The sequence below is a fragment of the Streptosporangium minutum genome (assembly GCF_002149035.1).
Classification (GTDB): domain Bacteria; phylum Actinomycetota; class Actinomycetes; order Streptosporangiales; family Streptosporangiaceae; genus Streptosporangium; species Streptosporangium minutum.
Genome location: NZ_NGFP01000054.1, coordinates 25330 through 40587, shown reverse-complemented (window position 1 = coordinate 40587; position 15258 = coordinate 25330). Strand labels below are relative to the sequence as shown.

Below are 15258 nucleotides of genomic sequence, written 5' to 3'. Positions count from 1 at the left end.
GGCCTGCAGAGCGTCGAGGGGCCTGCGGAGCGGGGCGCCCGGTGCCGGGCGCCCCGTTCAGCACTCGATGACGTTGACGGCCAGGCCGCCCCGGCTGGTCTCCTTGTACTTGTCGAGCATGTCGCGGCCGGTGTCGCGCATCGTCTTGATGGCCTTGTCCAGGGAGACGAAGTGGCGGCCGTCGCCGCGCAGCGCGATCCGGGCGGCGGCGATGGCCTTGATCGAGGCCACCGCGTTGCGCTCGATGCACGGGATCTGGACCAGGCCCCCGATGGGGTCGCAGGTCAGGCCCAGGTTGTGTTCGATGCCGATCTCGGCGGCGTTCTCGACCTGCTCCGGGGTGCCGCCCAGCACCTCGGTGAGCCCGGCGGCGGCCATCGAGCAGGCCGAGCCGACCTCGCCCTGGCAGCCGACCTCGGCGCCGGAGATGGAGGCGTTCTCCTTGAACAGCACGCCGATCGCCCCGGCGGTGAGCAGGAAGCGGACCACGCCGTCGTCGTCGGACTTGGGGGTGAAGCGGTCGTAGTAGGTGAGCACGGCCGGGATGATGCCCGCGGCGCCGTTGGTCGGGGCGGTGACGATCCGGCCGCCCGCCGCGTTCTCCTCGTTCACCGCGAGGGCGTACAGCGAGACCCAGTCCATGGCCTGGAGCGGGTCCTTCTCGGGGGACTCGCTCTGCAGCCGCCGGTAGAGCTGGTGGGCCCGGCGCCTGACCTTCAGCCCGCCGGGTAGCACGCCCTCCTTGGCGGTGCCGCGCCGGACGCACTCGGACATGACCTGCCACAGGGTCAGCAACTGGTCGCGGATCTCCTGCTCCGAGCGGCCGAAGGCCTTCTCGTTCTCCATCATCAGCCCGGAGATCGACAGGCCGGTCTCCGCGCAGTGGGCGAGCAGTTCGGCGGCTGTCGTGAAGGGGTGCGGCAGGACGGTGTCGTCGGGTTTGATCCGGTCGGCGCCGGTGGCGTTCTCGTCCACGACGAAGCCGCCGCCCACCGAGTAGTAGACCTTCTCGCGGAGCGGCTCTCCGGCCTCGGACAGGGCGGTGAATCGCATGCCGTTGGGGTGGTGCGGCAGCGAGATCTTGCGTTCGAAGACGAGATGCTCGCCGACCACGAAGGGGATCTCGCGCGTGCCGTACAGAGAGATCGTCCCGGAGTCGCGCATGGCGGCCAGCCGGTCGTCGACGGTGTCGACGTCCACGAGCTCCGGCTTCTCGCCGGACAGGCCGAGGAGGACGGCCTTGTCACTGCCGTGGCCCTTGCCGGTCAGTCCGAGTGAGCCGTACAGGATCACCTCGACTCCGGCGGTCTTCTCCAGGAGCCCGTCCTGGTCGAGGCCGCGGGCGAATTTGTGCGCGGCGGCCATCGGCCCGCCGGTGTGCGAGCTGGACGGGCCGATTCCGATCTTGAAGAGATCGAAGACGCTGATCGCCATTGATCTGGTCCCTGCCTTCACATCGCCGTGATCATGCGCGCCCGGTGGCGCGCATGATCACGGCGCAAGAGGAAAAATTTCAGGACTCGCCTGAAGTGAGAGCGGTGTACTCCTCGGCGGACAGCAGGTCGTCGGCGTCGCCCTCAAGACGGACGCGGAACAGCCAGCCCTCCCCGTAGGAGTCGCTGTTGACCAGGGAGGGGTCGTCCACGACCGCCTGGTTGACCTCGACGATCTCACCGCCCACGGGGGCGAAGATGTCGCTCACCGACTTGGTCGACTCGACCTCGCCGACGGCGTCACCGGGGCTGACCGCCGTGCCGACCTCGGGGACCTGCACGTAGACCACGTCACCCAGCGCCTCGGCGGCGTAGGCGGTGATTCCCACGGTGAGGGTCAGACCGTCATCGATGCCCGAGATCCACTCGTGCTCCTTGGTGTAGTGCAGGTCATCGGGAATGCTGCTCATTTTTTCCTCCTGTAGAAAGGCAGTTCGACCACATCGACCGGCTCACGACTGCCCCGGATGTCCACGGCCAGGCCGGTGGACAGCCCGTCGTCCACGTAGGCCATGGCGATGGGCCTGCCCAGGGACTGGGAGGGCGCTCCGCTGGTGACCTCGCCGACGACGGCGCCGTCGGCGGAGACCACCGGATAGCCGTGCCGGGGGACCCGGCGGCCTGTCGCGACCAGTCCGACCAGGCGACGGCTCGGTGGGACGTCCTTGAGAGGCTCCAGGGCGGCCCGGCCGACGAAGTCACCCGGCTTGTCAAACCTCACCACACGGCCGAGCCCCGCGTCGAACGGAGTCAGGTCGGCCGACAGCTCGTTGCCGTACAGCGGCATGCCCGCTTCCAGGCGGAGGGTGTCACGCGCGGACAGCCCGGCAGGGACCAGTCCGTACGGCTCGCCCGCCTCGGTGAGCGCGGCCCAGAGCGGTTCGGCGTCGCCGGCCGCGACGAACAGCTCGAAGCCGTCCTCGCCGGTGTATCCGGTGCGGGCGAGGAGGGCCTCGCGGCCGGCCACCGTGGCGGGCAGGCCGGCGTAGTACTTGAGGCCGTCGAGGTCGGCGTCGGTCAGCTTGCCCAGGATGGCGCGGGAGTGCGGGCCCTGGACGGCGACCAGCGCGTACTGCTCGGAGCGGTCCTCCACGGCGGCGTCGAAGGCCTTGGCGCGCTCGGTGAGCTCAGCGGCGACCCTCGGGTAGTTGGAGGCGTTGGCGACGACCATGAACTCCTCGTCCGCCAGGCGGTAGACGATCAGGTCGTCGAGCACGCCGCCGGAGGGGGCGACGATCATCGTGTAGCGGGCGCGGCCCGGTTCGAGAACGGAGAGGTGGCCCACCAGCGCGTAGTCGAGGGCCTCGCCGGCCTGCGGGCCGGTCACGAAGATCTCGCCCATGTGGGACAGGTCGAACAGGCCCGCCGCCTGGCGGACCGCGTTGTGCTCGGTGGACTCGCTGCCGTAGCGCAGCGGCATCAGCCAGCCCGCGAAGTCGGTCAGCGTCGCGCCGAGGGTCTCGTGGACACCGCGCAGCGGCGTAGGTCGGGACATGTTCGCACCTCAGGCAGGGGACAGATGAGAGCATCCTCCCCCTCTGTCATCGATGCCTGAGAGCTTCGCCCGGTTTTTGCCGGACTTTCACCTTCGGCGAGGCCGCCAGGCCTGCTTTCCAGAGGGCACCTACCCGTACGGTCCTTTGCCTTGAGAGGTTCGCGGGGAGGGCTTGCTCCTTCAGGGGTCCTGGTCTGGATGTCAGGACGCTCTCCCGCACGGGATTCATCGGTGTCGTGGCCAGCCTAACCGTCCGCACCGGCCGAGCGAAATCCCCCGGACGGCGTGTTCTCGCCGTTCGGAGCGGTTCGAGGCAGTTCGGGGCGGTTTGGTAGCGGTTCGGAGTGTTTCTGCGGTGCGGAGCGGTTCTGGGCGGCTCGGGGGATTTCCGGGGCGGCAAGCAGGCGGCAGGCAGGCGGGCCGCAGGCGGCCGGCAGGCGGCAGGGAGGCGGGCCGCAGGCGGCCGGGCCGTTCAGGGGCGGCTCCGCCGTACCAGCTCCTCGAACAGCGGGCTCTCGTCGTCGGCCTCGGGATGCCACTGGACCGCGAGGGCGAACGGGTGGTCCTCCAGCTCCACCGCCTCGACCGTGCCGTCGTCGGCGTGCGCGGTCGCGGTCAGGCCCGCGCCCAGCCGGTCGGCGGCCTGGTGGTGGTAGTGGGCCACGTCCGCGGTCTCGACGTCGAGGATCTTGGCGAGCCGGCTGCCGGGCGCCGGCCGTACCGGCATCCGGCCGAAGGCGCCGGGGGCGGGGGCGTGCCCGTGGTGGCCGACCACGTCGGGCAGGTGCTGGCGGAGGCTGCCGCCGAGGGCGACGTTCAGGACCTGCAGGCCCCGGCAGACCCCCAGGAACGGGATGCCCCGCTCCAGGGCCGCCCGTACCAGCCCGAACTCGGCGTCGTCCCGGAAACCCCGGACGTGGCCGGTCCGCTCGTGCGCGGCCTCGCCGTACCGGGCCGGGTCGACGTCCCCGCCGCCGGCCAGGATCAGCCCGTCCAGCCGTCCCGCCAGCGCGGCGGGGTCGCCCGCCGGAGGCAGGATCACCGGCTGCCCGCCCGCGCGGACCACGTGGTCGACGTAGCCGTACGGCAGGAGCGCGGTGGTCATCTCCCAGACGGTGAACTTCGCGGGCTCGACGTAGCAGGTGATGCCGATGACGGGGCGGGACATGATCTCTTTCTTGCCGGATGCCGGGACGCGGGGTCCGTGACCGCCTCCCGGCACGTTATCGAGGAGGAGGTATGGGGCGGGCAAACCCGGGGACCGCCCGCCGCGACGGCGACCGGGGGGCGTGAGCCCGGACGCCGCCGGCCCGCCCGGGGGCGATCACAGGGGGGTGACGTAGGCGCCCGAGATGCCGCCGTCCACCAGGAACTCCGACCCGGTGACGAAGCTCGCGTCGTCGGAGGCCAGGAACGCCACCGCGGCGGCGATCTCGGAGGCCTCGGCGAACCGGCCGACCGGGATGTGCACCAGGCGGCGCTGCGCCCGCTCGGGGTCCTTGGCGAACAGCTCCCGCAGCAGCGGCGTGTTGACCGGTCCCGGGCACAGGGCGTTGACCCGGATGCCCTCGCGGGCGAACTGCACGCCGAGCTCGCGGGACATGGCCAGCACCCCGCCCTTGGACGCGGTGTAGGAGATCTGGCTGGTGGCCGAGCCCATCACGGCCACGAAGGACGCGGTGTTGATGATCGACCCCTTGCCCTGGCGCCGCATGTAGGGGATGGCGTGCTTGCAGCACAGGTAGACCGAGGTGAGGTTGACCTCCTGCACCCTGCGCCAGGCGTCGATGCCGGTCTCCAGGATCGAGTCGTCCTCGGGCGGTGAGATGCCCGCGTTGTTGAAGGCGACGTCCACGCTGCCGTAGGTGTCGAACGCCGTCCGGAACGCCCGGACGACGTCTTCCTCGACGGTGACGTCGGCCTTGACGTACAGGCCGCCCACCTCGGCCGCGGCCGCCGACCCGCTCGCCTCGTCCAGGTCCACGCACACGACGCGGGCCCCCTCCTCGGCGAACCGGCGGGCGGTGGCCAGGCCGATCCCGCTGCCCGCGCCGGTGATGACGGCGACCCGGTCCTGCAAACGCTGCATGGCTGTCAATCCTCCGAAATGAAGACGTTCTTGGTCTCGGTGAACGCGGACAGGGCGTCGGGGCCCAGCTCGCGGCCGCGCCCGGACTGCTTGAATCCGCCGAACGGCGTCCAGTAGCGGACGCTCGAATGGGAGTTCACGCTGAGGTTGCCCGCCTCGACCGCCCGCGCCACCCGCAGCGCGCGGCCGACGTCCCTGGTCCAGATGGACCCGCTGAGGCCGTACCTGGTGTCGTTGGCGATCCGTACGGCGTCGGCCTCGCCGTCGAACGGGACCACCGACACCACCGGGCCGAAGATCTCCTCGGTGAACGCCGGGTCGTCGAGGCGGCCGGGGGTCAGGACCGTCGCCGGGAACCAGAAGCCCGGACCCGGCGGGCACGGCCCCTGCAGGTGGACCGGCCCGGTGACGAAGGAGGCGACCCGGTCCCGGTGCTCGGCGCTGATCAGCGGGCCCATCTCGGTGCCCTCCTCGCGCGGGTCGCCGACCCTGACCTTCAGCACCGCCGCCGCGAGCCGTTCCAGGAAGTCGTCGTACACCGGCCGCTCGACCAGGATGCGGGAGCGCGCGCAGCAGTCCTGGCCCGCGTTGTCGAACACCGCGTACGGCGCGGTGGCCGCGGCCTTCTCCAGGTCGGCGTCGGCGAAGACCACGTTGGCGCTCTTGCCGCCCAGCTCCAGCGTGATCCGCTTGACCTGCGCGGCGCACTTGGCGGCGATCTCCTTGCCGACCTCGGTCGAGCCGGTGAACACGATCTTCGCCACGTCGGGGTGGTCGACCAGCCGGGCCCCGGCGACCTCCCCGGCGCCGGGCAGGACCTGGAGCACCCCCTCGGGGAGGCCGGCCGCGAGGGCCAGCTCCGCCAGCCGCAGCGCGGTCAGCGGCGTCCACTCGGCGGGCTTGACGATCACCGTGTTCCCCGCGGCCAGCGCGGGGGCCACCCCCCAGGTCATGATGACCATCGGGAAGTTCCACGGCACGATGACGCCGACGACGCCCAGCGGTTCCCGGAAGGTGACGTCCAGCCCGCCGGACACCGGGATCTGCCTGCCGTGGTTGCGCTCGGGCGCCCCGGCGTAGAAGTTCAGCACGTCGCGGACGTTGCCCGCCTCCCAGCGGGCGTTGCCGACCGTGTGCCCGGAGTTGGCGATCTCCAGCTGGGCCAGCTCCTCGGCGTGCTCCTCCACCAGGGAGGCGAAGGCGCGCAGCAGCCGGGCCCGGTCCCCCGGGCCGACGTTCCGCCAGGTGGCGAAGGCGCGCCTGGCGCGCTCCACCGCCCGGTCCACCTCGGCGGCGTCCGCGGACGCGACCTCGGCGAGCACCTCTTCGGTCGTCGGATTGATGATCTTCATGCTCACATCCGTTCGAATCCCCGGAACAGCTCCCAGTCGGTGACCGCCGCGTCGAAGGCGGTCAGCTCGACCCGGGCGTTGTTCGCGTAGTGAGCCACGACGTCCTCGCCGAAGGCGTCGCGGGCCGTCTCGGAGCCCTCCCAGAGCTCCAGCGCGTCGCGGAGCGTGTGCGGCACGGTCTCCGCGCCCGAGGTGTAGGCGTTCCCGGTGAGCGGCTCCTCAAGCGGCAGCTCGTTCTCGATGCCGTACAGCCCGGCCGCGACCAGTGCCGAGACCGCCAGGTAGGGGTTGACGTCGCCGCCGGGCACGCGGTTCTCGATCCGCAGCGACGGCCCGTGGCCGACCAGCCGCAGCGCGCAGGTGCGGTTGTCCACGCCCCACTTGACCGCGGTGGGGGCGAAGCTGCCCGGCACGTACCGCTTGTAGGAGTTGATGTTGGGGGCGTAGAGCAGGGTCAGCTCGCGCATGCGGGCGAGCTGACCGGCGATGAAGTGCTCGCCGGTCTTCGACAGCCCGTACGGCCCGGCCCCGGCCATGACCGGCTTCCCGGCTCCGTCGCGGAGGGAGATGTGGATGTGGCAGGAGTTGCCCTCGCGCGGGTTCGGCTTGGCCATGAAGGTGATCGACATGCCCTCCTGGGAGGCGATCTCCTTGGCGCCGTTCTTGTACACGGCGTGGTTGTCGCAGCTGGTGAGGGCGTCTGCGAAGCGGAAGGCGATCTCGTGCTGGCCGAGGTTGCACTCGCCCTTGACCGACTCGACGTACATCCCGGCGCCCTCCATGCCGAGCCGGATCCTGCGCAGCAGCGGCTCGATCCTGGAGGTGCCGAGGAGGGAGTAGTCGACGTTGTAGAGGTTGGCCGGGGTCAGGTCCCGGTACGCGCGCCGCCAGGCCTCCTCGTAGGTGTCGTTGTGGACCACGAACTCCAGCTCGGTCCCGACGAACGCGCCCCAGCCCCGCCCGTCCAGCCTGGCGAGCTGCCGGCGCAGGATCTGCCTCGGCGAGGCGGCCACGTCCGAGCCGTCCTCCCACCCCAGGTCGGCCATCACCATGGCGGTGCCCTCCTGCCACGGCACCCGGCGCAGGGTGGACAGGTCGGGTCGCATCACGAAGTCGCCGTATCCCCGCTCCCACGACGACATCGCGTAGCCGTCCACGGTGTTCATGTCGACGTCCACCGCGAGCAGGTAGTTGCACCCCTCGGAGGCGTGGTGCAGCACCTCCTCCAGGAAATAGCGCGCGGACAGCCGTTTCCCCTGAAGGCGGCCCTGCATGTCGACGATCGCCAGCAGCACGGTGTCGATCCGTCCCGCCCCCACCTCGTCGCGGAGCTCGCTGACGTCCACGCCGCCTCCTCGCCGGAGCCTTATTGGGCTAGTGTCAGACCATTGAGTTCTATGTGAGGATCGCTTGTCAAGGGTGGAGGTGAGATTGGACGAGTCGCCGCGACTGACGACCGTGCTGCGGCCGGTGCGTGCGGGGAACGCGTTCGAGGAGACCGTGGAACGCCTGCTCCAGGCGATCAAACTCGGGGTGGTGACCGAGAAGCTGCCGCCGGAGCGGGAGCTGGCGGTGCAGCTCGGGATCAGCAGGGTCACGCTGCGCGAGGCCATCCGCGCGCTGCAGGAGGCGGGCTACCTCACCGTGCGGCGCGGCAGGTACGGCGGGGCCTTCGTCACCTACGCCCCGCCCCGCCCGCGCCAGGGAGACCTGCGCAGGGCCGTGGCCGACATGGGCGACGACGACCTGGCCGACGCGCTCACCTTCCGGATGGCCGTGGAGTGCGGCGCCGCCCAGGTGCTGGCCACCGCGGAGCTGGGCGGGGCGCAGCGCGACGCGCTGCGGCAGCGCCTGCGCGAGGTCAACTCGGCCGGGCCCGACGACTACCGCCGCCTCGACACAGCCTTCCACCTGGCCATCGCCGAGCTGACCGGCTCCCCGCTGCTCGCCGCGACCTGCGCCGACGCCAGACTCCGGGTCACCGACCTGCTCAACGCGATCCCCGTCCTGCAGCGCAACATCGAGCACGCCGCCGCCCAGCACGAGGCGATCGTCACGGCCATCCTGGCCGGGGACCCCGAGGCCGCGCGACGGGCGGTCGCCGAACATCTTGAGGGGACAGCAGCCTTGTTGAGAGGGTTTCTCGCATAATCTGGTGGAACAGTGGGGGATCTGTTACGGCAAAGAATCGTGGACACAGGGCGGCTTCCGCTGTTCTGTTTCTTCGTCGCGTTGATCGGCGCCTTCGTGTTCACCCGGATCAACGTCCGGCTCATCCGCGCCAAGATCGGCTGGTTCCGCAACGTCAACGTCGGTGAGATGCACATCCACCACGTGGTGTTCGGCGTGGTGCTGACCATGCTCGGCGGGGTGTCGGGGCTGATCGTGTCGGGCATCTCGCAGACCTGGTACGCCGTGACGGCGGCCGTCTTCGGCATCGGCGCCGCCCTGATCCTGGACGAGTTCGCGCTGATCCTGCACCTGCACGACGTCTACTGGGAGGCGGAGGGCCGCACGTCGGTCGACGCGGTGTTCATCGCGATCGCGATCACCGGCCTGCTCCTGCTCGGCCTGCGCCCGCTCGGCTGGGAACGCTCCGACGGCACGCCGCAGGGGACGTGGCTCACGGCCGGGGTCATCGTGCTCAACCTCGCGCTCGCGGTGGTCACCCTGCTCAAGGGGAAGATCTGGACCGGCCTGGCGGGCCTGTTCGTCCCCGTCCTGCTGATCCCCGGCGCCCTGCGGCTGGCCCGCCCGGGATCGCCCTGGGCCCACTGGTTCATGGCGCCCGGCGCCCGGCGCCCCCGGCCACGCCAGATGGCCAGGGCCGAGCGCCGCGAGGAGCGCTGGCGCCGCCCGGTGATCCGCGCCAAGATCGCCTTCCAGGAGTTCGTCTCCGGACGCCACGACCTGCCCTCCACCCGGCGCAGGATCCGGCGGTGAGCGGACAGGCATACTGGGAGGCGTGAGTGCCCTTCCATCCCGCTGGGACGGTGTCGAGCGGCGGGTCCCGGACTCCCTGGCGGACCTGCGCGGCCCGGCCACGGGAGTGGTCGCCCTGCCCGTCCACCTCGGCTGGTCGGGGCTCGTCGAGTTCGACCTGCTGGACCCGCTGCTGCGGATGAGCCTGTACCGCACGGTCATCACCGGCGGCGGCCGGAGGGACGCCGAGTCCTATCTGAACGCCGGGCTCCTGGTCGCCGACTGGCCCACCCTGCGCCGGGGCCTCGGTCCGGGGTACCGCAGAGCCTGGGAAGGCAAGATCGCCGCGCTGGGGTGGGAATGATGCTCCTGCCTCCCCTCCAGCAGCGGATGCTCCAGGCCGTACTGCCGGTCTGCGCCCGGTTCGGCCTGGTCCTGGCCGGCGGCTACGCCATGAACGCCCACGGCTTCACCCACCGCCCCAGCAACGACCTCGACTTCGCCACCGCGGCCGAGACGCCGCTGCCCGAGGTCGCCGACGGGGTCGCCGAGGCACTGGGGGCGGCCGGGCTGGAGGTCACCGTGGTCGAGGTCACGCCGCGGATGGGCCGCCTGGTGGTCAGCGATCCGGTGACCGAGCAGAGCTGCGAGTTCGACCTGCTGCGGGAGGCCTTCCAGCAGCAGCCCGTGATCGTCGGAGACCTGTCCGTCGTCTCCCTGGACGACGCGGTGGGACTGAAGATGCGGGCCCTGCACGAGCGCAGCCTCGCCCGCGACGTCATCGACATCGCGTCGGTCTCCCACCTGTACGGCTTCCGCGAGTTCGAGCATCTCGCCCGCCTGCACAACGAGGAGTTCTCCCTCGCCGAGCTGGTGATGCGGCTGGAGTTCGTCGACCTGATCGCGGACGAGGAGTTCGAGGCCTACGGGGTGGACGAGGATCGGATCGCCGAGATCAGGCGGTTCTCCTACGCCTGGGTGGAGGACATCAAGCTCCGCCGGGCCGACGAGGGCGACGCCGACTACGGCGCCGACTACGACGACGTCCCCGACCCCGACTGACGGAGGACCGGCAACAGACGCCGGCTATGCCACTGGTGGTGGCATAGTTGGGACATGGCCGTACCTCAGCCCGCAGATCTAACGATCAAGAAGTCGGTGACTCTGCGCCGATCTGTGGCTGAGGAGGTCGAGAGCCGGACAGGCCCTCGCGGTTTCTCCCACTTCGTCGATCAGGCGGTCGAGTACGGACTCGCGCTTCTGAAAGCCCAGGAGATCGTGGAGGACCACGAGAACAGGGTCGCTCCTCCGATGAGGCTGGGGGCTCAAGAGGGACCGGGAAAGTCCTGAGGCGCATATTCGGCGGCCTGCCGGGCAGTCGAGGGTCCTGCCTGCCGAAGGAGTGTGGATCGTGGGTCTCATCGAGAAGCTCAATCTGCGTGAGATGAAGGCAAGGGCCAAGCGGAAGCTGGGCAGCCGGACCGGCAACCGCCGGCTGGTGGCCGAGGGGCGGACCGAGGAGGCCGAGGCGAAGCTGCTCAGGACCCAGGACGAGATCCTGGACACCGTGGCCGAGATGCGCAGGGAGTACGGCGTCCGCCGCCGCGGCTGACCCGCCGGGGTCTCCCGGGCGCCGGTGCCGCGCGGATGTACGGCGAGCCGATCCGCGCGACAGGGGCGCCCGGTGGAGACCGTTCCTCCCACGGCACCGGCCAGGCCCCGTACGGCCAAGCCCCGTACCGCCAAGCCCCGTACGGCCAGGCCCAGGCCGAGCGCGACGGCGGCGGTGCCGATCGGAGCGAGGGACGACAGCCGGACGCCGCCGGATCGGCGGGTTTTTCGAGCAATGAACCATCGCTAAATGAGCGGAAATTTCGAGAATTTAGCCTGGTAGGACATAGACAGAACTTGTGTCTGTTTCGCTATAGTCCGAGCATTGCGGGGACCCGAATGGATCGATCCCTTTACTTTTAAAGGCGGGCGAATGGCAACCCTCGATTCAGCCACATCCGTAGTCCGGTCCGCGATCGCCGAGGTGCTCAGCGTGCCCAGCGATCAGGTGAAGCCCAGCGCCAGCATCGCCGACCACCAGATCGACAGCCTGGAATGGGTGGAGATCGCCGTCATCATCGAGGAGAAGCTGGGCGTCCAGCTCGAACCCAGCGATTTCGCAGGGGCGCGGACCGTCGCCGACATGGCGGGAATCCTGCACGCCGCGCTGGCGACCCGGTGACGCGCGTCGTCGTCACCGGTCTGGGAGTCAAGAGCCCGGCGGGCAACACGGTCCGGGACGCGTTCGCCACGGTCCTGGCGGGCAAGTCGCTCGCGACCGTGATCCCGGCACTCGCCGTGGAGGAGACGCCGGTGTCGATCGGCTGCCCGCTGGCCCCGTTCGAGCCGCTCGACTACTTCACCGGACGCGAGCTCAGGACGCTCGACCGCACCTCCCAGATCGGCCTCGCGGCGGCGGCCGACGCCGTCACCGACGCGGGCGGCCTGCCCGCGGAGGAGGGCAGCGGCGTCTACGTGGGGACGGGCGGCGGCGGGTTCGCCGCGCTGGAGAGCCTGATCGTGGGCCACACGCTCGGCAGGGAGAAGGTGCCCGTCCACGCCGTGCCGACGCTGATGTCCAGCTCGACGGCCGCGCGCATCGCCATCCGGTACGGCTGCCGCGGCCCCTGCCTGACCTTCAACACCGCCTGCGCGAGCGGGGCCACGGCGATCGGGGAGGCGCTGCGCGCGATCCGCTCCGGCCTGGTCGGCTCCGCGGTGGCCGGCGGCCTGGACGCGCTGCTCTCCCCGCTGGCCATGTGCGCCTTCGCCCGGGTCGGGGCGCTGTCGGAGCGGATGGACTCGCCCGCGGAGGCGTGCCGGCCCTTCGACGAGGAGCGGGACGGCTTCGTCATGGGAGAGGGCGCCGCCTTCCTCGTCCTGGAGCGCGCCGACCTCGCGGAGGCGCGGGGAGCCCGCGTCTACGGCGAGGTCAGCGGCTACGCGGCCAACTGCGACGCCAACCACATCGTGGCGCCGCTCAGGGACGGCTCCGTCGCGGCCGACTGCATGCGCGCCGCCCTGCTCGACGCGGGACTCACCCCCGGAGAGGTCGGCCACGTCAACGCGCACGGCACCTCCACCCCGCACAACGACAGCGCCGAGGCCGTCGCCCTGCACGACTGCTTCGGCGGTCGCACGCCCCCGGTGACCTCCACCAAGGGTGTGACCGGCCACCTGGTCGGCGGCGCCGGGGCGCTGGAGGCGGTCATCGCGCTGCTGTCGGCCCGCCGGGGTCTCGTCCCCCCGACCGCCAACTTCACCGGGGGCCCGGCCGCCGAGCTGGTCGACATCGTCCACGGCGAGCCCCGCCCCATCGCAGCCGCCCCCGTCCTGTCCAACTCCTTCGGCTTCGGCGGCAGCAACGCGTGCCTGGTCCTGACCCCCGTGTAGCGCCTGCCCGGTCCTGACCTCCGCCCAGGGGCCCGTCACGGCGGCCCCGCTGCCGCGGGGTCTCCGCGGGGCCGTCCTCAAAGGGCCGCCAGCCGTAGGAGGAACTCGGTCCCGGCGTCGCGCGGGCCCCGGTTGAGGCGGGGGATCGCGACGACGACCGCGAGGGCCCGGCACCAGCGCATGAGGCGCTCGGGGTCCACGCCGAGCTGGGCGACGCGGTCGTGGAGCAGGCCGGGGCGCCGGTGCCGAGGACCCAGTCGACGGCGTCGAAGGCGGGATCGCCGACGCAGGGTCGCGGGTCGATGACCACCAGGCCCCGAGGGCCGCCGTCGAGGACGTTGCCGGGATGCAGGTCGCCGTGGACCAGGCCGGCCGGGCCGGCCGCCGGAGGCCGGGGTGGGGTGGGACCGCGTGTCACGGAGGGCTCGCCGGACCCTTTCGAGGTGTCCTGGCGGGCTCGCCGGACTCTCTTCGAGGTGTCCCGGAGGGTTCACCGAGCCTCCTTTGGGGTCAACTCAGGTTGACAGGCGCCTTGTTGTCAACTTATGTTGACGTCATCGACTTGCGTCCACGGATTCCGGTGGGGCGCTCGGCGCGAGCGCGCGCGCGGTAGATAGGAAGGACGGCGACCGGGGGCCGGTCACGTCAGCTCATAGGAGATGAAATTGCCCGAGACCGCCTCCTGGCGACTTCTGGTCGCCTACGTCCGCCCGCACAGACGGGCCCTGCTCCTCGGTGGTGTCCTCAGCCTCGTCGGTTCGCTGGCCGGGCTCGCGATGCCGCTTCTCGCGAAGGTGGTCATCGACGCCTTCGGCGAGCAGCGATCCCTGGTCGGGCCGGTGCTCGGCCTGACGGCCGCCGTGCTCCTGGGCGCGGCCGTCGGCGCGCTCGGCAGATACGTGCTGGAGCGCATGGGCGAGGGCGTCGTGTTCTCCGCCCGGCGGAGCCTGGTGGACCGGCTGCTGCGGCTGCGGGTCTCGGAGGTGGACCGGCTCAAGCCCGGCGACCTGCTGTCGCGGGTGACCTCGGACACCACCCTGCTCCGGGCCGTGTTCACCGATGGTGTCGTCGAGACGGTCAGCGCGGTGTTCATGCTCGTGGGCGCCGTGGTGATGATGGCGATCATGGATGGGCCGCTGCTGCTCATCACGCTGGCGGTCCTGATCCTGGTCGGCTCCCTCGTGAGCCTGGTCATGCCGCGCATCCGGCGGGCCTCGACGCAGGCGCAGGTCGCGGTGGGCGAGATGGGCGCGGTGCTCGACCGGGTCCTGCAGGCCTTCCGCACGGTCAAGGCCAGCGGCGCCGAGGACCGCGAGATCGCCACGGTGGGAGCGGCAGCCCGCGAGGCGCGGGACCGGGGCGTCGCGGTCGCCTGGTGGACCTCGATCGCCGGCATCTCCGCCTGGGTCTCCGCGCAGCTCGCCTTCGTGGCCGTGCTCGGCGTGGGCGGCGCGCGGGTCGCCTCCGGCGCGCTGGAGGTCTCCTCGCTGATCGCCTTCCTGCTGTACCTGTTCTACCTGGTCGCCCCGATAGGACAGATGGTCCAGGGCGTCACCCAGATGCAGAACGGCCTGGCGGCGGTGAAGCGGATCCGCGAGATCGAGGAGCTCCCCGCCGAGGAGGCCGCCGGCGCGGTCGGCGCGGTCGGCACGGCTCCGGCGGGGGTGAGCTTCGAGGGCGTGGCCTTCCGCTACGGCGACGACCGGCCGGTCGTCCACCACGACGTCTCCTTCACGGTCCCGGCGGGCGGCATGACCGCGCTCGTCGGCCCGTCGGGGGCGGGCAAGTCCACGGTCTTCGCCCTGCTCGAACGGTTCTACGAGCAGCAGTCCGGGACGATCTCCGTCGACGGCCGTGACATCGGGCAGTGGCCGCTGGGCGAGCTGCGCGCCTCCCTCGGCTATGTCGAGCAGGACGCGCCGGTGCTGGACGGCTCGCTCAGGGAGAACCTCGTCTTCGCGGCGCCGGGGGTGGGCGAGGCCGACATCCGGCGGGTGCTCGCGCTGACCCGGCTGGAGGACCTGGTCGCCCGGCTCCCCGAAGGCCTGGAGACCAAGGTCGGCCATCGCGGGATCATGCTCTCCGGCGGTGAGCGCCAGCGGGTCGCCATCGCGCGCGCCCTGCTGCGCCGTCCCCGGCTGCTCCTGCTCGACGAGGCCACCTCCCAGCTCGACGCGGTCAACGAGCTGCGGCTCCGCGAGGTGATCGCCGAGGTGGCCAGGGAGACGACCGTGCTGGTGATCGCCCATCGCCTCTCCACGGTGACCACCGCCGACCGGATCGTGGTGATGGAGGCGGGCCGGGTGCGGGCCGTCGGGACCCACCGGGAGCTCCTCGACGACGACGATCTCTACCGTGAGCTCGCCGCAACCCAGTTCCTGCTGCCGACGTAGATCCGAGCTCGCGGTCTGTGCCTCCGGACGCAAATTCGCATGGAACGTAATGGGATAATTCGGACACGGG

The 15258-nt window shown here is 71.2% G+C and carries 17 protein-coding genes, 1 pseudogene and 2 riboswitches; of the genes and pseudogenes, 9 read left to right on the top strand and 9 right to left on the bottom strand.

Annotation, left to right across the window (positions count from 1 at the left end; genetic code table 11):
- Nucleotides 1-57 precede the first annotated feature (57 nt).
- From CA984_RS14390 to CA984_RS14360, 7 genes are all read right to left on the bottom strand, one after another.
- The gene (locus CA984_RS14390) at nt 58-1434 is read right to left on the bottom strand and encodes an L-serine ammonia-lyase (protein ID WP_086572166.1); all 1377 of its coding nucleotides are present in this window, start codon (nt 1432-1434) and stop codon (nt 58-60) included.
- Nucleotides 1435-1513: 79 nt separating this feature from the next.
- Entirely contained in the window at nt 1514-1903 is a 390-nt protein-coding gene (gene gcvH, locus CA984_RS14385) for a glycine cleavage system protein GcvH (protein WP_031158983.1), read from the bottom strand.
- On the bottom strand, nt 1900-2988 hold the full coding sequence (gene gcvT / locus CA984_RS14380; protein WP_086572161.1) for a glycine cleavage system aminomethyltransferase GcvT: 1089 nt from the start codon (nt 2986-2988) through the stop codon (nt 1900-1902). The genes gcvH and gcvT overlap by 4 nt, the downstream gene beginning before the upstream one ends.
- A 33-nt stretch (nt 2989-3021) precedes the next feature.
- Nucleotides 3022-3116: riboswitch (glycine riboswitch) on the bottom strand.
- A riboswitch (glycine riboswitch) is annotated at nt 3117-3215 on the bottom strand.
- A gap of 245 nt (nt 3216-3460) precedes the next feature.
- Nucleotides 3461-4156 (bottom strand): gamma-glutamyl-gamma-aminobutyrate hydrolase family protein, encoded by a 696-nt coding sequence (locus CA984_RS14375; protein ID WP_086572159.1) that lies wholly within the window; start codon nt 4154-4156, stop codon nt 3461-3463.
- A gap of 156 nt (nt 4157-4312) precedes the next feature.
- Nucleotides 4313-5077 carry a 3-oxoacyl-ACP reductase gene (locus CA984_RS14370; protein WP_086572157.1) on the bottom strand — a complete coding sequence of 255 codons (765 nt, stop codon included), beginning with the start codon at nt 5075-5077 and terminating at the stop codon, nt 4313-4315.
- Nucleotides 5078-5082: 5 nt separating this feature from the next.
- The gene (locus CA984_RS14365) at nt 5083-6429 is read right to left on the bottom strand and encodes an aldehyde dehydrogenase family protein (protein WP_086572155.1); all 1347 of its coding nucleotides are present in this window, start codon (nt 6427-6429) and stop codon (nt 5083-5085) included.
- Between the two features lie 2 nt (nt 6430-6431).
- Complete coding sequence (locus CA984_RS14360) at nt 6432-7775, bottom strand: glutamine synthetase family protein (RefSeq protein WP_207620866.1); 1344 nt, start codon at nt 7773-7775, stop codon at nt 6432-6434.
- A gap of 64 nt (nt 7776-7839) precedes the next feature.
- Between CA984_RS14360 and CA984_RS14355 the strand changes: the two genes are divergently transcribed.
- From CA984_RS14355 to CA984_RS14320, 8 genes are all read left to right on the top strand, one after another.
- The gene (locus CA984_RS14355; RefSeq protein ID WP_423229306.1) at nt 7840-8580 is read left to right on the top strand and encodes a FadR/GntR family transcriptional regulator; all 741 of its coding nucleotides are present in this window, start codon (nt 7840-7842) and stop codon (nt 8578-8580) included.
- A 39-nt stretch (nt 8581-8619) separates the two neighbouring features.
- The gene (locus tag CA984_RS14350; RefSeq protein ID WP_242675944.1) at nt 8620-9372 is read left to right on the top strand and encodes a hypothetical protein; all 753 of its coding nucleotides are present in this window, start codon (nt 8620-8622) and stop codon (nt 9370-9372) included.
- A gap of 22 nt (nt 9373-9394) precedes the next feature.
- Nucleotides 9395-9715, top strand: coding sequence for a hypothetical protein (locus CA984_RS14345; protein ID WP_086572151.1), 321 nt, complete (start codon nt 9395-9397; stop codon nt 9713-9715).
- On the top strand, nt 9712-10413 hold the full coding sequence (locus tag CA984_RS14340; protein WP_086572149.1) for a nucleotidyl transferase AbiEii/AbiGii toxin family protein: 702 nt from the start codon (nt 9712-9714) through the stop codon (nt 10411-10413). The genes CA984_RS14345 and CA984_RS14340 overlap by 4 nt, the downstream gene beginning before the upstream one ends.
- A 54-nt stretch (nt 10414-10467) precedes the next feature.
- Nucleotides 10468-10701, top strand: a complete 234-nt coding sequence (locus CA984_RS14335; RefSeq protein ID WP_086572147.1) for a hypothetical protein — start codon at nt 10468-10470, stop codon at nt 10699-10701.
- 61 nt (nt 10702-10762) lie between these two features.
- Complete coding sequence (locus tag CA984_RS46125; RefSeq protein WP_012888503.1) at nt 10763-10963, top strand: CsbD family protein; 201 nt, start codon at nt 10763-10765, stop codon at nt 10961-10963.
- Nucleotides 10964-11395: 432 nt separating this feature from the next.
- Entirely contained in the window at nt 11396-11584 is a 189-nt protein-coding gene (locus CA984_RS14325; protein WP_165781251.1) for an acyl carrier protein, read from the top strand.
- On the top strand, nt 11581-12795 hold the full coding sequence (locus CA984_RS14320) for a beta-ketoacyl-[acyl-carrier-protein] synthase family protein (RefSeq protein ID WP_086572143.1): 1215 nt from the start codon (nt 11581-11583) through the stop codon (nt 12793-12795). Before CA984_RS14325 ends, CA984_RS14320 begins: the two co-directional genes overlap by 4 nt.
- A 77-nt stretch (nt 12796-12872) precedes the next feature.
- On the opposite strand, the gene CA984_RS48675 is transcribed toward CA984_RS14320, so the two are convergent.
- Entirely contained in the window at nt 12873-12995 is a 123-nt protein-coding gene (locus CA984_RS48675; RefSeq protein ID WP_278249017.1) for a hypothetical protein, read from the bottom strand.
- 65 nt (nt 12996-13060) lie between these two features.
- Nucleotides 13061-13213 (bottom strand): annotated as a pseudogene (locus CA984_RS47875) (aminoglycoside phosphotransferase family protein); the annotation flags it as partial.
- A gap of 241 nt (nt 13214-13454) precedes the next feature.
- On the opposite strand from CA984_RS47875, the gene CA984_RS14310 reads away from it, so the two are divergent.
- Nucleotides 13455-15188 carry an ABC transporter ATP-binding protein gene (locus CA984_RS14310; RefSeq protein WP_207620865.1) on the top strand — a complete coding sequence of 578 codons (1734 nt, stop codon included), beginning with the start codon at nt 13455-13457 and terminating at the stop codon, nt 15186-15188.
- Nucleotides 15189-15258 lie beyond the last annotated feature (70 nt).

Bases quoted from the DNA above. Each gene is read 5' to 3' on its own strand.
- CA984_RS14370 (WP_086572157.1), bottom strand. From the start codon at position 5,077: ATGCAGCGTTTGCAGGACCGGGTCGCCGTCATCACCGGCGCGGGCAGC.
- gcvH (WP_031158983.1), bottom strand. From the start codon at position 1,903: ATGAGCAGCATTCCCGATGACCTGCACTACACCAAGGAGCACGAGTGG.
- CA984_RS14335 (WP_086572147.1), top strand. From the start codon at position 10,468: ATGGCCGTACCTCAGCCCGCAGATCTAACGATCAAGAAGTCGGTGACT.
- gcvT (WP_086572161.1), bottom strand. From the start codon at position 2,988: ATGTCCCGACCTACGCCGCTGCGCGGTGTCCACGAGACCCTCGGCGCG.
- CA984_RS14340 (WP_086572149.1), top strand. From the start codon at position 9,712: ATGATGCTCCTGCCTCCCCTCCAGCAGCGGATGCTCCAGGCCGTACTG.
- CA984_RS14310 (WP_207620865.1), top strand. From the start codon at position 13,455: ATGAAATTGCCCGAGACCGCCTCCTGGCGACTTCTGGTCGCCTACGTC.
- CA984_RS14375 (WP_086572159.1), bottom strand. From the start codon at position 4,156: ATGTCCCGCCCCGTCATCGGCATCACCTGCTACGTCGAGCCCGCGAAG.
- CA984_RS14365 (WP_086572155.1), bottom strand. From the start codon at position 6,429: ATGAAGATCATCAATCCGACGACCGAAGAGGTGCTCGCCGAGGTCGCG.
- CA984_RS14390 (WP_086572166.1), bottom strand. From the start codon at position 1,434: ATGGCGATCAGCGTCTTCGATCTCTTCAAGATCGGAATCGGCCCGTCC.